This is a genomic window from Acinetobacter sp. SK-43, assembly GCF_015351505.1.
Lineage (GTDB): Bacteria > Pseudomonadota > Gammaproteobacteria > Pseudomonadales > Moraxellaceae > Acinetobacter > Acinetobacter junii.
Window position 1 is genome coordinate 1 of record NZ_JADKPY010000044.1, and the last position, 16,332, is coordinate 16,332.

Sequence of the window (16,332 nt, forward strand, 5' to 3'; positions counted from 1 at the left end):
TTTTTATTTAGAGGATTTAGGTCGCCTCACTGATCCTATGCGATATGACATCGTGTCAGATAAATATATTCCGATCAGTTGGGACGAAGCTTTTAAGCTGATTGCAAAACATCTCCAAGCACTGGATGACCCCAATCAAGCGGCTTTCTATACATCTGGACGTACTAGCAATGAAGCAGCTTTTTTATATCAATTATTCGTAAGAAGCTTTGGAACCAACAATTTCCCTGATTGTTCGAATATGTGCCATGAGACCACAAGTGTGGGATTAAAGCAGTCGATCGGTTTAGGGAAAGGCACTGTAATTCTAGATGATTTTGATCAGGCCGATGCTATCTTTAGTTTTGGTCATAACCCAGGAACTAACCATCCTCGAATGTTAGCAACTTTAAGAGAAGTTTCTAAACGGGGAGGTAATATCGTTGCAATCAATCCAATCAAAGAGCGTGGTTTGGAGCGTTTCCAAGATCCACAAGCGCCTTTGGAGATGATGACTAACAGCAATACACCAATTAGTCGTTATTATTTTCAACCTAAAATTGGTGGGGACTACGCATTACTTTTAGGGGTGCTTAAGCATTTATCTGAATGGGATAAAAAAGCATTAGCGCGAGGCAAATCTAGCGTATTTGATCGAAGCTTTATCGAAAAAAATACGGTTGGTTTTGAGCAGATGATCGCTGAGGTTGATCGAACAGAATGGGAGCAAATTCATAATTATACAGGGCTTTCACCTGAAAATTTGGAATCAATTGCACAAATGTTTTTAGATGCTAAAACTGCGATTTTTTGTTGGGGGATGGGAATTACTCAACATCGTCACGGTACAGCCAATATTCATATGTTAGCCAATCTGATGTTGGCTCGAGGGCATATTGGACGACCTGGTTCAGGTCTATGCCCAGTTCGTGGTCATAGTAATGTACAAGGCGATCGGACGATGGGTATCAACGAAAACCCAAGTGAGCAGTTACTTGATAGTCTCGATCGAGTTTTTGGCATTCAATCACCACGAAAACATGGATATGGTGTGGTTGATACCATCAAAGCAATGTATGAGGGTCAAGTAAAGGTCTTTATTGGTTTAGGTGGGAATTTTGCAGTTGCAACACCTGATACGCCGTATACACAAGAGGCTTTACGCAAATGTAATTTGACCGTTCATATTGCAACAAAGTTGAATCGCAGTCATTTGGTGTGTGGTGCAGATGCCTTAATTCTCCCATGTTTAGGACGGACTGAAGTTGATCAACAGCTTCATGGACCTCAAGCAATTTCTGTCGAAGATTCCATGAGTAATGTGCATTTATCAGCAGGACGCAATCCTCCAATCTCAGAAAATATCTTATCGGAACCTGATATTGTTGCTCGCATGGCTGAGGCAGTATTACCAACGAGTCAAGTTAAATGGCGATGGTACATTGAAAGTTATGATCACATTCGTGATTCGATTGCAGATGTATTTGATGAATTCCATGATTTCAATCAACGCGTTTATCAAGCAGGAGGTTTCCATTTAGAACATCCAGCTAATCAACATGTTTGGAATACACCAAGTGGCAAAGCACAATTTTTAATTACTCCTTTAGCGGAGGTTTATGAGGATACCGAACATCAATATGCTGCCGCGTATACTCAACAAAAGGTTTATACCTTAATGACCACTCGATCGCATGATCAATACAACACAACCTTATATGGACTTGATGATCGATATAGAGGTGTTTTTGGTCAACGACGAGTGCTGTTTATGAATCAGTTAGATATCGATTCGGCAGGCTTTGAGGCAGATCAATGGGTCGATATTGAAAGTGTATTCTCGGATGGGGTTAAACGAATTGTGCATAGTTTTCGCATCGTGCCATATAACATACCTGTGGGCAGTTTGGCTGCATATTATCCAGAGACTAATCCATTGGTCGCACTCGGTAGCCATGACAAACAGGCAAAAATTCCTGCTTCAAAAAGTGTGCCCGTGATACTACATGCGGGGAAAGCACCTGAACATTTTAATTTAGCTGTTGAAGTTGAACCTGAGTTAGCAAATCAACGTGTGAGCAATCTCTAGTGAATAAATTTGATGCTTGTTGAGATGAATGGGAGACTAAATACTGTGGTGGTAGATACATTAGGCTATGAAACTGTAGAGGTACATCGTTTTCATAAGAATACGTCTGAAAATGAAATGGATTATATTGTTCAAGAATATCCTGTTGCATTGATTTATAACGGTATTTCTCATGCAGTGATGATGGCGACACCCGCTGATCTCGAAGTTTTTGCAAAAGGATTTAGCCTTTCTGAAGGTATTATAAATAGTTTGAATGAGCTATATGCAATTGAAATGAATCAAAATGAACTTGGAATCCAAATAGAGATGATGATTTCATCACGTGCTTTTATAGCTTTAAAACAACATCGACGCATGATGGTGGGTCGCACGGGTTGCGGGTTATGTGGAATTGAAAGCCTGAAGCAATTCTATTTAGATCTTCCGAGTATTTCTACACGTTTAAAGCCTTCTTGGTTAAATCAAATTCCAAGTGCGATGGCACAACTCAAGGTGAGACAAACAATCAGTGAACTTACAGGTGGTGCTCATGCAGCAGCTTGGGTTGTTAATGGACAAATTATTGCTTTATTTGAAGATGTCGGTCGGCATAATGCATTGGATAAATTGCTTGGCTATTTGGCTGAACAAAAGTTAGATGTCGGAGATGGATTTGCTGTGATGACCAGTCGTGCCAGTTATGAACTGATTCGCAAATGCGCCCAATACAACATAGCTTTGCTGGCAACGATTTCTGCTCCAACCAGTATGGCGATTGAGATGGCAAAAAAATTAAATTTAACTCTAGCCAGTTTTTGTCGTGGGGATAAGTTTGTTCTATATAGCTAATAATTATCAATTTCTATAATTTTTAAATAAAATCAATAACTTATTCCTAAGCTTTTGCTAACTCTGTTTCGATATAGCTAATAATCATCGTACTTAAACCTTTAACCATTTCATCAAAGCTAATTTGAGGGTTAGGTAAGATGAGATGACGAGCGACGTTAAAGATACTGCTGTTGATACTGATATAGGCTGTAACGCTCAAATTATTAACTATTAGATATCGAGGATGGCGCATCATATATTTCATGAGCACTTCCATCAACGCCATTTCAATTTGTCCTATATAGCGTTCATATTTAAGTTCTGTGGCATAGCGTAGACATATAAGATAACGATCATTGTCGCGTGTGAGCAAATCTCGGAACGTATAAAAGATCATCTGAAATAATGGTTCAAGCTCCATTTCCACGATGATAGGAGTAAGTTCTTTCACCATATCTAATACTTCTTTTACAAAAGATTTGGCCATCGCATCATAAATTTCTTCTTTATTCTTAAAGTATTCATAAAGTGAACCTACACTCACTCCAGCAATATCAGCAATATGACGGGTCGTTGTTCCACTGGTTCCATTGGCAGCAACAGCGATAAAACCTGCTTCGATAATAGTATCAACAGTAACTTTTGAGCGATTTTGACGAGGTTTACGAGTAGCCATTTCAGTGAAAAATAAAATCCGAACATATTGTCAGATTAGCATGCCCTGATATCTCATGAAAGTTCTATTAAATTAATCCGAACAAAAAATAATTACTAATTTTTAAATTATGCTTTTTTATTTGTAATAAACACCAGTTTAGATAAGATAAATAAAATTATTTCATTATTTTTTCTTAATTATGTTTTATTTAAATTAATGATAATTATTGTTTTTAATTTTAACTGCTGTGAATTTTTATGATTGAGATTACTTGTTGAGTCGTACCATGAAGAGAAAAATATAGGATAAAAAATCTTCATTTTTACCCGAATTGAATCCGAACATAAGATCGGTTTACATTGGTTCTAGTAGGGAACTAGGTTCAATAAAATCTCCCGAATCTTTTTTCGTAACTTAAAAAAGAATGAGTGTGGCGAAAAGAGATGAACCTAATCCAAAGAATATTAAAGGGCAAATGACGCTCAAGTGAAGTAGGTAGGTGTAGCCATGATTAGCAGCACGTTGAACAAAGGTTTGAGTTTATTTAAATCCAACCCAATAACTGAGCAAATCGATTTTGCGAGTAAAAAGAGCATACCCATTCGACACTTGGCAATCGGATTTGAAGGTAAACAGATTGATTTATCATTCTATATGAATAACCAGTTTGCAACGATTTTCTTTGCAACGCTTTCTGTTTTCTTGACTTATGGTGAAGACTTAGTGATTGAAACAGCACGTCACCATCGTGATTTGCTCAAAGATCCTATTTTAAAACAACGTGTAACCTCTTTGATTGGACAAGAAGCGATTCATTCTAAATTACACAATGAGTTTAATGACGCAATTGTTGAACTTGATTATCCAGTGCGCTTGTATCGTTTTCTTGGTGAAAAGTTTTTTGATCATATTTTCTTGAAATTCCCACAACCATTAAAACTTTCTCTAATGGCTGGAATCGAGCATTTCACGGCCGTGTTAGCAGAATACATGATGGCGCATGAGCAGAACTTCTATTTTTCTGATGATGCAAAGACACGTGCTCTGTGGATGTGGCACATGTTAGAAGAGTCTGAACATAAAGACGTTGCTTATGATGTTTACCAAACACTAAATGGTAATTATGCCTTACGTGTTACAGGATTCTTCCTTGCATATTTCACGATCCTTGGGTTGATTCCATTCTCAGCAACATTAGTTCCAGTCTTGCGTAAACCGCAAGAAATGTTAACGGCGAAGTTTTGGAAAGATGCTCGACGTGGTGTGAAATTAATCTTTAGCCCTAAAGATGGTGTGTTCGGTAGCACTCAGGCTCGAATCTTTGATTATTTGCGCAGAGATTTCCATCCTAACGATCATGATGCATCAGAATATTTTAAATACTACGAGGAAAAACTGTTATCAGAAGGCGGTGCTTTACATCCTTTTTTTGTGAAAGAGTTTACACCTAAAGTTCAGGCAGCTTGATTGATTTAAGGCGATGCAGTGCACGAGTGAATTATCGTTTTCGAGTGGCAAAAATGATCAATTGGTTATGAGCAATTTGGTTCTTGTTGGTCATATTTTGCTAGTGCACTATGCATCGAATATCTTGATAAAGACCAGTAATAGATTTTATCGAGATAATGTTTGGCACAAACATTCTTAGAAATTTTTTTAAGAGCTGAGATGTTTCAAATTGCAGAAATAATCTTAAAGACAATTTGATCATTTCATTGGATGTGCCGCAATTAATTTTTATATTACTCTCTCTGTGGGGGACAAGCGATGGTCGCTCAAGTTATTCGAAATGTATTTTCAGACAAACTTAGTACTAAATATCAAGGCATTGTCCAAAATTTAGCGAACAAGGCTCCAATTCCTATTCGTCATTTTGATTTCAAATTTAATCCAGCTGAGTTGGATCAGAAGTTCTTCTTAAATAAAGAGTTGGCGACTTCTTATTTTCATGCTTTATCGATTTTCTTAACCTTTGGTGAGGATGTGGTCATTGAGACAGCTCGTCATCATCGTGAATTTATTAATGATCCGATTTTGAAACAAAGATTGACTTCATTAATTGGTCAAGAAGCAATTCACTCAAAAATTCATAATCAATTCAATGATGAAGTTCTCAAAGAGAATGGTTATCCAGTCGAATTACTTCGTGCGATTGCAGATAAAGTGTTTGAGTACGGAATTTATAAACTACCGCACTCTATGCAGCTATCTTTGATGGCAGGTATTGAGCATTACACCGCTGTACTCGCTGAATTTATGATGCAGCATGAAGAATATTTGCTTGGTTCGCAAGATGAAAGACAACGTGCGATGTGGATGTGGCACATGCTCGAAGAATCAGAGCATAAAGATATTGCCTATGATGTGTTTCTAGAGTTATCGGGCGATTACTGGGTTCGTATCACGGGATTCTTACTTGCAAGTTTAACCATTTTAGGTGGTGTTTCTTTAGGTGGTTACTTGATGCCATTTATTCGTAAGCCAAGTAATTTGATCAATCCACGTTATATGAAAGATGTATTAGAAAGTACCGCATTATTATTTGGTAGTGAACGAGGGGTATTTGGTAGTAGCTTTATGCATATCTTGGAATATTTACGTCCAAGCTTCCATCCAAACGACCATGACACTACAAAATACATGGAATATTACAAAGAGCGTTTATTAAATCCAGAAACAGGTTTGTTATCACCTTATTTCTTAAAAGAATTTGTGCCACCTGTTCGTGCAGCATCTGCATAACTTGGTCAAGCTGAAAGAATATTTTGGAATACAAATATGAAATTATTTGGAAAGAAAGCCAAACCAAGCCAAAACGCATATGCAGTGGTAACTGGTGCGGGAAGTGGGATTGGTCGTAGTTTTGCACTTGAACTGGCAAAGCGTGGCGGGACTGTGGTTTGCTCCGATATTAACTTGGAAGCAGCAAAAGAAACGGTTGCCATAATCGAGCAATTGGGTTCAAAAGCTTTTGCAGTAAAGTGCGATGTTGGAAATGCTAAACAAGTTGAAAAGCTTGCTGACCAAGCAGAACAACTTATGCAACACCCAACAACACTTGTGATCAACAATGCAGGTGTTGGGTTGGGTGGTAAGTTTGATGAAACTTCACTTGAAGATTGGAAGTGGGTTTCAGATATTAACTTATGGGGCGTGATTCATGGTTGTCACTATTTCGTACCAAAGTTTAAACAACTTGGTCGTGGTGCAATTATCAATGTTGCTTCGGCAGCGTCTTATACTGCGGCACCTGAAATGACAGCGTATAACGTGACTAAAGCTGGGGTACGTGCTTTGTCTGAAACGCTTTCAGCTGAATTGAGAAAACATAACATCAAAGTTAATGTGTTATGTCCAACATTGGTGCCGACCAATATCATCAAAAACGGAAAAGTACCGCACAAGGGTATCTTGGACTATGCACTGACAAACTTGGCCTTCACGACCAGTGACAAAGTTGCCAAACTGACATTAGACCGTTTGGATAAAGATCAGCTTTATACCATCCCTCAGATTGACGCAAAACTATTCTGGTTAATGAAACGTACTGCTCCGAATTTATATGCAAAATTCTTGGGTACATCATACCGATTGATGAAATAAAACCTGTTTAGGAAAAAGATTTTAATTACTGAGATAAGCTTTTTTTAGGTTAATCAATGCTTATTTCAGTTAAATAAATGAAAGGATATTTTGAATGACAGCTCAAGCAAAAAAATTAAATTCTGCTGACAAAAAAGCACTCCCACAGCATATTTACGATACGTTTATCGTAGGTGCAGGGATTTCTGGTATTGCAACAGCAATCCGTCTTGATCAAGTTGGTTATAGCAACTACAAGATCATTGAAAAGGCAACACGCGTTGGTGGTACTTGGCGCGAAAACACTTATCCAGGTTGTGGTTGTGATGTACCGTCAGCTTTGTATTCATACTCATTTGCTCCAAGCGCAAAATGGAGTCACTTGTTTGCTCGTCAACCTGAAATTTTGAACTATTTAGAAGAAGTGAGTGAAAATTTTGGCGTAAGTTCAAAAATTGAATTTGGTACAGAGTTACTCAGTGCAAAATGGGATAATGAGCGTAATTTATGGGTGATGGATACTAATAAAGGGCAGTTCTTGTCACGCTCAGCGATCTTCGCAACAGGCCCAATTACAGAAGCTCAAATTCCAAAATTAGATGGTCTAGAGACCTTTACTGGCGAAATGTTCCATTCAGCAAGATGGAATCATGATTATGATTTGACTGGTAAACGTATTGCGGTCATTGGAACGGGTGCATCAGCAATTCAGTTTGTGCCACAAATTCAACCAAAAGCTAAAGAATTATATGTATTCCAGCGTACCGCGCCGTGGGTCGTTCCAAAACCTGATACGGATTTGGGTGATGTAAGTAAAAAATTAATCGAGAAATATCCATTAATTCAAAAAACTTGGCGTCAAGCAGTTGCTCAATCATTGAATGCAATTAACTTTGGTTTACGTAATCCTGCTGTGTTAAAGCCAGTCGGTGAGTTGGCTAAACTGATTCTACGTTTCCAAATTGAAGACGCAGAGTTACGTAAAAATGTAACGCCAAACTTTACTATTGGTTGTAAGCGTTTATTGTTCGCAAACAATTATTATCCAGCTTTACAGCAACCAAATACTAAACTCATCCCTCATGGTTTGGTCAAGGTTGAAGGTAATACTGTTGTTGCTGCAAATGGTGAGCGTCATGAAGTTGATGTGATCATTTGGGGTACAGGTTTTGAAGTCTCTCATCCACCGATTGGCAAGCGTGTTGCGAATGAAAAAGGTGAGATTTTGAATGACCTTTGGAAAAGCAGTTCTCCAGAAGCGTATTTAGGTACAAGCATTGAAAACGTACCAAATGCTTTCTTGGTTTTGGGTCCGAACGTTCTGGTATATGACTCTTTTATTGGTCTAGCAGAAGCTCAACTTGATTATATCGTTGATGGTTTATTGAAAATTAGAGATCAAGGTATTGCCAAGTTAAACATCAAACCTGAAGTGATTAAAAAGCACAATGAGTTAGTACAAAAGCATCTTAAAACAACTGTTTTCAATGCTGGTGGATGTAAGAGCTACTATTTAGATGCAAATGGTCGAAACTTTGCTGCTTGGCCTTGGTCGTTGAAAAAGTTAAAGCAACGTTTAAAACAGATGGATTTAAATGATTACCAAGTGACGTATCAAACTGAAAAGACCAACTAATTTTTTAGTCGAGTGATATTAGGGCAGTAAATTTTATCTTAGGATGGAGTTTGCTGCTTATTTTTTGCAAGATACAAATAAATTAGGTAATAAATATGAAAGATGGACAATCAAGCCGAACGGCTGAAGCGGCTGCCGCATTACGTGCAAATCATTTCCAAAATGCTCAAAATCCAGTTTTTTCTGATCCATTTGCATTTAACCTAACTAGCAAAGGTTGGCAAAAATTATTGAAAACATCGCTTACTGTTAAAGTGATGAACTCAACTGTATTTAACCGAACTTTAGGTTTACTGACAGGGCAAGTTGTTGGTCGTTCGCGTTATGCAGAAGACTTATTGCAGCAAGCGATTCAGCAAGGAACTCAGCAATATGTCTTGGTGGGTGCAGGTTTAGATTCGTTCACGTTGAGACAAGCACAGCGCTATCCTAATTTAAAAATTTTTGAAGTTGATCATCCTGATACCCAAGCGGCAAAACAGTTGAAACTCAAAGAATTTGGCGACATTCCAGCTAATGTTGAGTTTGTATCAATTGATTTTGAAAAAGAATCGATTGCAGATGCTTTGGCTAGAAGTTCATTTCAACAAGATGGAAAAGCATTTTTTTCTTGGTTGGGTACAACACACTATCTTGAACCACAGACCACACTACATACTTTATCGAGTATTGCTCAAATCGCTAGCGAGGGAAGTGAAGTAGTTTTAGATTATTCAATTGACTATCGTGAATTGGATGGTGTTGAGCGTTTCGGGAGTTTATTTGTTTCACAATTTACCCGTTTCTTAAAAGAACCATTAAAAGGTCAGTTTCGACCGAAAGATTTGCATCAAGCTGTAAATGAAATTGGCTATCAAGTTATAGAGGATTTATCAGGTGATGGTCTAAGTGAGCGCTATTTTTATCAGCGTCCTGATCATATTCTACATACGATAGCAACGCATATGTTGCATCTACTTTTAGCTAAATAGGCATCTATATGGCTTAGCTCCTAAGAGTTTGGGGGCTAAGTGTCTACATATAAAAGATGCTTAATTAAAATAAATTCTGTATAAAATCCCATTCTGAAATTAATAAAAATAAATATTGGTAAAGCAAAGTGTTGGAGTATATTGCTAAAATAAATCAATAAAAGAAAGAGTAGCAATTGGGAAGCGTATGTACATTGATCTAAACAGCGATTTAGGCGAGAGCTATGGCTCATGGTCTATGGGTAATGATGAACAAATACTTCCGATTGTTAGTAGTGCCAACATTGCTTGCGGTTTTCATGCAGGCGATCCCAAAAGTATTCTACAAACATTGAAGCAAGCTGCTCAATTAAAAGTGAGTATTGGAGCGCATGTCTCCTATCCAGACTTAGTGGGTTTTGGCCGTCGTAATATGGATGTGGCATATGATGAGTTATATGCAGATGTCTTGTATCAAATTTCAGCTTTACAAGGTCTAGCACTAGTCGCAGGCACTAGCGTTCGGTATGTAAAACCTCATGGCGCTTTGTACAACACTATCGCTACCAATTTAGTTCAAGCAAAAGCAGTTATAGATGCGATCTTAGCTTACGACTCGTCTTTGGTATTAGTCGCTTTAGCTGGTTCACCCTTAATCGAATTTGCAAGAAAGCAAGGTTTAAGAGTCGTATCAGAAGCATTTGCTGATCGTGCTTACCATCGTGATGGAACCTTGGTTTCGCGTCGTCAAGAGGGTGCGGTTTTGCATGATGTAGAAATGATTGCTGAGCGTGTATTAGATATGATCAAAAAAAAAGGTGTCATGTCTATAGAAGGTGAATTTACACCGCTTAAAGCCGATACAATCTGTTTGCATGGAGATTCGTTAGGTGCGTTACAGATGGCAAAAGTGATTCGCCAAACCTTAGCTGATCACCAAATTGCTATACATAGCTTTGTATCTTAAGACTTATAGATCATATCGTTGAGTGTTGAAATGAGATTTTTATCGGTCAATGAAAATGCATTTTTAATTGAATTAGATGCTTTAGAAACAACAATTGCAGTATATCAATCACTCAATCAAGCGAATCATCCTTATATTCAAGAATTAATTCCTGCTGCTCGAACAGTCTTGGTGTGTTTCGATCCAATTTGGATTGATCAACTTAGTTTGATCAAATGGATTCGTTCCCAAAAAATTGAATTAAAACGATTTAATTCAACTAAAGAAATTGTTATTGGTGTTCATTATGATGGTTCTGATTTAGCAGAAATAGCCGATCATTTAGGGCTAACAACTCAACAATTGATTCGAAAACATACCGAAAGCTGCTGGCAAGTTGCATTCATTGGTTTTGCACCAGGATTTGCTTATTTGATGAGCCATGATCAGCCATTTGGTAGTGTCCCACGCCGATCCTCACCCCGTAAAAAAGTAACAGCAGGATCTGTCGGTTTAGCAGGAGAATATAGCGGAATTTATCCTAAGGAGAGTCCTGGTGGGTGGCAACTGATTGGGAGAACGGATGAAATCATGTGGGATATTCACCGAGAAAATCCAGCTTTGTTACTGCCTTCTGATCAAGTGATTTTTAAAGATATTAGTCGAAACCCAACACAAACCTCTGTTTCAACAACCCTAGTTCATTCAAATTTAGCAACCCACAAACCCGTTCTATTTGAAGTATTAAATACTGGATTACAAGTCTTAGTCCAAGATCAAGGTCGACATCATGTAGCATCTCTTGGAGTTGGAAGAGCAGGCGCGTTAGATCAGAGTTCTTTTGTTGAAGCGAACCTAATCGTTGGTAATCCTAAACACGCAGCAGTGTTAGAAATTTTAAATGGTGGGCTAAAACTTAAAGTCATTCAGCCAACTGTAATCGCAGTGACGGGTGCATTGAGTGAGCTTTGGATCACTTATAAAGAGACAGGTAAAAGACAAGCCAGCTTATGCCAACCAATCGCTTTAGATGAAGGTGATAAGATTTATCTAACACAGCCTAAAGAAGGGTTGCGTAACTATCTTGCGGTTCAGGGTGGAATCTATGCGGAGCAAGTTCTGGGTAGTGTCAGTTATGATTCGCTTGCAGAATTGGGTACATCACCTATTCAGGTTGGTGATCAGATTTATTCTGCTCAGTTAAAAACTTATCCTGTTGAGTTAAATCATTTTGTTCGAACAAAACCAAAAGTAGGCGATGAAATAATTATAGATGTGTGTTTAGGTCCTCGAACAGATTGGTTCTCTACAGATAGTTTGGAATTATTCTTCAATCAGCGTTGGCTAGTCAGTGCCGAAAGTAACCGAATTGGATTGAGATTAAGTGGTGAAAAACCGCTAGTGAGAGAGATCGACAAAGAGTTACCGAGTGAAGGATGTTGTACTGGTGCGATACAAGTACCCCCAAATGGTCAGCCTGTTTTATTTATGAATGATCACCCAATTACAGGTGGATATCCAGTCATCGCGAGTGTTGCAGCATATCATCTGGACCTAATCGCGCAGATTCCAACGGGGTGTTTGATTAAATTTAGACAAATTTCAGATTTTATGGACTTAAAATAAATGTACAGTTCACATAAGCTTTTAATTGCAAATCGGGGTGAGATTGCAGTTCGTGTGATTCAAGCTTGCAAAGATTTAGCGATTAGGTCGGTTGCAATCTATGCAGATGATGACATGGCGAGTTTACATGTCAAAATGGCGGATGAAGCTTGGGCGCTATCAGGTTTAACTGCAAAAGAAACTTATCTCGATATTAATAAAATTTTGGCAATTGCCAAAAAAGCTCAAGTCACGATGATTCATCCAGGATATGGTTTCCTTTCAGAACGTGCTGATTTTGCGCAAGCCGTATTAGATGCAGGGCTTATTTGGGTTGGGCCACCGCCTAAGGCAATTCAACAACTTGGTGACAAGATTCAAGCAAGAAAAATTGCTCAATCAGTTGGTGCTCCATTGGTACAGGGCACAGCACAACCACTACAGTCTGCAGAAGAAGCACTAAAATTTGCTAAACAATATGGCCTCCCGATTGCTATCAAGGCTGCTTATGGTGGCGGTGGACGTGGTTTAAAGGTCGCTTGGGAGCTCGAGGAGGTTGCGAGCCTGTATGAGTCTGCCGTCAGAGAAGCTACAGCAGCCTTTGGACGAGGCGAATGTTATGTTGAACAATATTTGGATAAGCCTAGACATATTGAAGCTCAGATTCTCGCAGATCAGTTAGGTCATATCGTTGTTGTTGGAACACGAGATTGCTCTTTGCAAAGACGTAATCAAAAGCTTGTAGAGGAAGCGCCAGCACCATTTATATCAGATGATATTTATCAGCAAATTGTAAGTTCATCGATCAAGCTGTGTCGTGCAGTTGATTATGTCGGGGCTGGTACAGTCGAATATTTATTGAGCCAAAATAGCAAGCTGTCATTTTTAGAGGTTAATACACGATTACAAGTTGAACATCCCGTGTCTGAACAAACTTCGGGACTAGATATTGTTGTGGAACAAATAAAAATTGCATTAGGTGAACCGCTTTCAATCCAAGCTACGCCGAAAGTTCAAACACATGCAATTGAGTTTCGTATCAATGCCGAAGATCCTGCACGTGGATTTATTCCCTCATTTGGTCAAATATCCAAATTTATGGCGCCATCTGGTATTGGAATTCGTCTAGACACAGGCGTTATGCAAGGAAGTGAAGTCTCCCGACATTTTGATTCTTTACTTGCAAAATTAATCGTGACGGGACCAACACGTGAGATTGCCATTCAACGAGCTAAAAGGGCTTTAGCTGCTTTTGAAATAGAAGGTGTAGCCACTGTTTTACCTTTTCATAAAGCAGTATTGCAACATTCAGATTTTGTTGACGAATTTAAAGTACATACGCGATGGATTGAGCAAGATTTTTCTCACGAATATGAGGTTCAACAGCGAAGTATGATTCAGGATGATCATCAGTTTGCACGTTTCATGATTGAAATAGATGGGAAGTTACAACAAATTGGATTGCCGAAGGAGTTTTTAAATTTTCAAACCGTTCAACAGCATGCAGAACCTATAGAAGAAGTTAAAGTGTTTGATGAAAAAGCACTGCTTGCTCCAATCTCAGGTGTAATTACAGCTTGGAAAGTAGAAGACAATCAAATGGTAGAAAAAGGTGATGTAGTTGCAGTGATGGAGGCAATGAAAATGGAAGTTCAGGTAACTGCTCATCGTAGTGGACAGATTAAGCAATTAGCACAGATCCATCAAAATTATTCAAACGATGAGAAAATAGCTGAGATTCATGCAGTTTGAGACCATTATAATAAAAAAGCCACTAGATCATTATCTAGTGGCTTTGTATGGCTTAACGACGGCTTTGATTGTACACAGCCATAGCTGCTGGTAGGTTCTTACGCATATCGCCAATACGTTGAGTATTTGATGGATGTGTTGATAAGAACGATGCACCGCCAGGACCATCAAGACGATTCATTTTTTCCCATAAGCTAATTGCCGCGTTAGGATTGTATCCAGCGCGCGCCATTAACATCAAACCGCCGTAATCGGCACGACTTTCCAGATTACGAGAATAAGGTAAACCAATACCAATTTGGCTACCTAAGTTAATTGCTGCATTTCCAGCTTCACCAATATTAGCGCCTGCGTAGCTGGTGCCAATACCAATGGCTAGGCTAGTCAGTGCTTGAGCCCCAATTTTGCTTTTAGCATGCTCTTCAAGGGCATGGGTCATTTCATGTCCCATAATTGCAGCGATTTCATCATTGGTTAAATTAAGCTTATTTACGATACCTGTGTAGAAAACAACTTTACCGCCAGGTGCGACATAAGCATTCACGTTGTCAGATTTCAATACTGCAAGCTGCCAATCAAAGCGTTGTCCAGTTTGATTCATTCGATCTGCATAAGGTTTTAAACGTAAGAAAACCGTATTGATACGTTGATAAGTGCTAGAACTAGTATCAAGTTGGTTTTTAGCACGAGCTTCTTGAGTCATTTTAGAGAAACTTTGTGCTGATTGAGCATTCAAAGTTGCACTATCTGCACCAGCCATATCAGCAAAAGAAGCACAACCAGAAATGGTCATCACTGATGCTGCACAAAGGCTTAAAGCCAGCTTCTTCATACTTATTCTCTCCAAATCAGTATCTTATTGGTTTAATCTTTCATTAGAATTATAAAAAATGTTTGAAGCGCATAACATTCTGAATCTCTCTATAATCATTGTAATTATGTAATCAAACTGAAAATGATATTTGAGATAAATCAAAAAATTAAAGCCAGTGTGAGGCACTGGCTTTGTTAAGAGTCACTTGAAGCGTGTAACGATTATTCTTCGTCGTCAAACTCTTCTTCAGTAAATGCATTTTCTTCTAATGACGTATCAAAAATTAAAATTGCTTTACCATCAGTTTGAATCATGCCTTGATCTTCAAGCGTCTTAAGAACACGTCCAACCATTTCACGTGAACAACCGACAATACGACCAATCTCTTGGCGAGTAATACGGATTTGACGACCATTTGGTAAGATCATTGCTTCTGGTTGCGAAGATAAATCAATTAAACAACGTGCAATACGACCAGATACATCAATAAATGCAAGGTCAGTTACTTTACGTGTTGTATTTTTTAAGCGGCGAACTAATTGAGCAAATACTGCGTAGCTCAAATCAGGATATTGTTTGCTTAATTCGTGGAAGTTGTCATATGAAATCTCAGCGATTTCACAAACATCACGAGTTCTTACTTCCGCAGTACGTTGCGGGTTCTTCTCAAAAAGACCCATTTCTCCAAAGAAATCCCCAGGGTTTAAGTATGCAACGACAATCTCACGTTCATCATCTTCACGTAAAATAATTGACACCGAACCTTTTAATATTAAATACAGTGATTTTGATTCCGTTCCAGCGTCAACAATCGTGGTGCGTTTAGGGTATCTGTTAATATGAGCACGTTTTAGCAAGGCTTTAACAGATTCAGGTAATTGACCTGGTGATAAAGCATCAGTGCTAAGCTGTGAAAAATTTGAAGTCATGCTTAAAATTTCCGAATTTGGATAAAACCGATCGCACAGGCCTTGTTAGAGCCTTTTCTACACAGAAGAGATGAAATTCCTTATCAACTCATTTTATGTTAGTGTACAAGAACAGAGTAAATTTATAACGTTTTTTGGGTAGTTGCAATGCAAACAAGTGTACATTGGTTAGAGAATGTTGCTTTTGAAGCGAAATCAGAAAGTGGTCACACTGTGCTGATGGATGGTTCCGCTGAATATGGGGGTGAAAACCGTGGTCCACGTCCTATGGAGTTGATTTTAATGGGACTTGGTGGGTGTGCTTCGTTTGATATTGTGACTATTTTAAAGAAATCTCGTCAAGATGTGACGAATGTCGTGTGTCAGCTAAAAGCTGAACGTGCTGACGCGATTCCAGCAGTATTTACCAAAATCCATTTGCACTTTATTGTGACTGGAAAAGCTGTCAAAGAAAAGCAAGTTGAGAAGGCAGTTGAACTTTCTGCTGAAAAATATTGTTCAGCAAGTAAAATGTTATCTGATGGTGGTGTCGAAATCACGCATGATTTTGAAATTGTTGAAACTGCCGAAGCTTAAGAT

The 16,332-nt window shown here is 38.5% G+C and carries 14 protein-coding genes; 11 read left to right on the forward strand and 3 right to left on the reverse strand.

All coding sequences use genetic code 11. The features are described 5' to 3' along the window. Positions 1 to 2,068 (forward strand): FdhF/YdeP family oxidoreductase (locus IRT38_RS09475; protein ID WP_194597540.1); only part of this gene is annotated, 2,068 nt, incomplete at its 5' end. Positions 2,069 to 2,113: 45 nt separating this feature from the next. After that, positions 2,114 to 2,899: a formate dehydrogenase accessory sulfurtransferase FdhD gene (gene fdhD, locus IRT38_RS09480; RefSeq protein ID WP_409514092.1), complete on the forward strand. Its 786-nt coding sequence runs from the start codon at positions 2,114 to 2,116 to the stop codon at positions 2,897 to 2,899. Between the two features lie 46 nt (positions 2,900 to 2,945). Here the strand turns inward: fdhD and IRT38_RS09485 are convergent, their stop codons facing one another. Next, on the reverse strand, positions 2,946 to 3,557 hold the full coding sequence (locus IRT38_RS09485; protein ID WP_194597542.1) for a TetR/AcrR family transcriptional regulator: 612 nt from the start codon (positions 3,555 to 3,557) through the stop codon (positions 2,946 to 2,948). Between the two features lie 489 nt (positions 3,558 to 4,046). On the opposite strand from IRT38_RS09485, the gene IRT38_RS09490 reads away from it, so the two are divergent. From IRT38_RS09490 to IRT38_RS09525, 8 genes are all read left to right on the forward strand, one after another. Continuing rightward, positions 4,047 to 5,006, forward strand: a complete 960-nt coding sequence (locus tag IRT38_RS09490) for a metal-dependent hydrolase (protein ID WP_194597543.1) — start codon at positions 4,047 to 4,049, stop codon at positions 5,004 to 5,006. Between the two features lie 300 nt (positions 5,007 to 5,306). After that, a complete protein-coding gene (locus tag IRT38_RS09495; protein ID WP_017395081.1) occupies positions 5,307 to 6,281 on the forward strand; it encodes a metal-dependent hydrolase in 975 nt (324 codons plus the stop codon). Between the two features lie 36 nt (positions 6,282 to 6,317). After that, the gene (locus tag IRT38_RS09500) at positions 6,318 to 7,142 is read left to right on the forward strand and encodes an SDR family NAD(P)-dependent oxidoreductase (protein WP_112987014.1); all 825 of its coding nucleotides are present in this window, start codon (positions 6,318 to 6,320) and stop codon (positions 7,140 to 7,142) included. A 94-nt stretch (positions 7,143 to 7,236) separates the two neighbouring features. After that, positions 7,237 to 8,757, forward strand: coding sequence for a flavin-containing monooxygenase (locus IRT38_RS09505; protein WP_004953594.1), 1,521 nt, complete (start codon positions 7,237 to 7,239; stop codon positions 8,755 to 8,757). 95 nt (positions 8,758 to 8,852) lie between these two features. Further along, the gene (locus tag IRT38_RS09510) at positions 8,853 to 9,728 is read left to right on the forward strand and encodes a class I SAM-dependent methyltransferase (RefSeq protein WP_194597544.1); all 876 of its coding nucleotides are present in this window, start codon (positions 8,853 to 8,855) and stop codon (positions 9,726 to 9,728) included. Between the two features lie 187 nt (positions 9,729 to 9,915). Continuing rightward, positions 9,916 to 10,674 carry a LamB/YcsF family protein gene (locus IRT38_RS09515; protein WP_194597545.1) on the forward strand — a complete coding sequence of 253 codons (759 nt, stop codon included), beginning with the start codon at positions 9,916 to 9,918 and terminating at the stop codon, positions 10,672 to 10,674. Between the two features lie 30 nt (positions 10,675 to 10,704). Next, positions 10,705 to 12,279: an urea amidolyase family protein gene (locus IRT38_RS09520; RefSeq protein ID WP_194597546.1), complete on the forward strand. Its 1,575-nt coding sequence runs from the start codon at positions 10,705 to 10,707 to the stop codon at positions 12,277 to 12,279. Continuing rightward, positions 12,280 to 14,010, forward strand: coding sequence for an acetyl/propionyl/methylcrotonyl-CoA carboxylase subunit alpha (locus IRT38_RS09525; protein ID WP_194597547.1), 1,731 nt, complete (start codon positions 12,280 to 12,282; stop codon positions 14,008 to 14,010). A gap of 52 nt (positions 14,011 to 14,062) precedes the next feature. Here IRT38_RS09525 and IRT38_RS09530 read toward each other — a convergent pair whose 3' ends face one another. Then, positions 14,063 to 14,842: a M48 family metallopeptidase gene (locus tag IRT38_RS09530; protein WP_004915079.1), complete on the reverse strand. Its 780-nt coding sequence runs from the start codon at positions 14,840 to 14,842 to the stop codon at positions 14,063 to 14,065. Positions 14,843 to 15,045: 203 nt separating this feature from the next. After that, a complete protein-coding gene (gene crp / locus IRT38_RS09535) occupies positions 15,046 to 15,753 on the reverse strand; it encodes a cAMP-activated global transcriptional regulator CRP (RefSeq protein WP_004915082.1) in 708 nt (235 codons plus the stop codon). Between the two features lie 147 nt (positions 15,754 to 15,900). Between crp and IRT38_RS09540 the strand changes: the two genes are divergently transcribed. Continuing rightward, positions 15,901 to 16,329, forward strand: coding sequence for an OsmC family protein (locus IRT38_RS09540; protein ID WP_004953612.1), 429 nt, complete (start codon positions 15,901 to 15,903; stop codon positions 16,327 to 16,329). Positions 16,330 to 16,332 lie beyond the last annotated feature (3 nt).

Coding starts and splice junctions, on each gene's coding strand:
- IRT38_RS09485 (WP_194597542.1), bottom strand. CDS start 3,557: ATGGCTACTCGTAAACCTCGTCAAAATCGCTCAAAAGTTACTGTTGAT.
- IRT38_RS09490 (WP_194597543.1), top strand. CDS start 4,047: ATGATTAGCAGCACGTTGAACAAAGGTTTGAGTTTATTTAAATCCAAC.
- IRT38_RS09495 (WP_017395081.1), top strand. CDS start 5,307: ATGGTCGCTCAAGTTATTCGAAATGTATTTTCAGACAAACTTAGTACT.
- IRT38_RS09500 (WP_112987014.1), top strand. CDS start 6,318: ATGAAATTATTTGGAAAGAAAGCCAAACCAAGCCAAAACGCATATGCA.
- IRT38_RS09505 (WP_004953594.1), top strand. CDS start 7,237: ATGACAGCTCAAGCAAAAAAATTAAATTCTGCTGACAAAAAAGCACTC.
- IRT38_RS09510 (WP_194597544.1), top strand. CDS start 8,853: ATGAAAGATGGACAATCAAGCCGAACGGCTGAAGCGGCTGCCGCATTA.
- IRT38_RS09515 (WP_194597545.1), top strand. CDS start 9,916: ATGTACATTGATCTAAACAGCGATTTAGGCGAGAGCTATGGCTCATGG.
- IRT38_RS09520 (WP_194597546.1), top strand. CDS start 10,705: ATGAGATTTTTATCGGTCAATGAAAATGCATTTTTAATTGAATTAGAT.
- IRT38_RS09525 (WP_194597547.1), top strand. CDS start 12,280: ATGTACAGTTCACATAAGCTTTTAATTGCAAATCGGGGTGAGATTGCA.
- IRT38_RS09530 (WP_004915079.1), bottom strand. CDS start 14,842: ATGAAGAAGCTGGCTTTAAGCCTTTGTGCAGCATCAGTGATGACCATT.
- crp (WP_004915082.1), bottom strand. CDS start 15,753: ATGACTTCAAATTTTTCACAGCTTAGCACTGATGCTTTATCACCAGGT.
- IRT38_RS09540 (WP_004953612.1), top strand. CDS start 15,901: ATGCAAACAAGTGTACATTGGTTAGAGAATGTTGCTTTTGAAGCGAAA.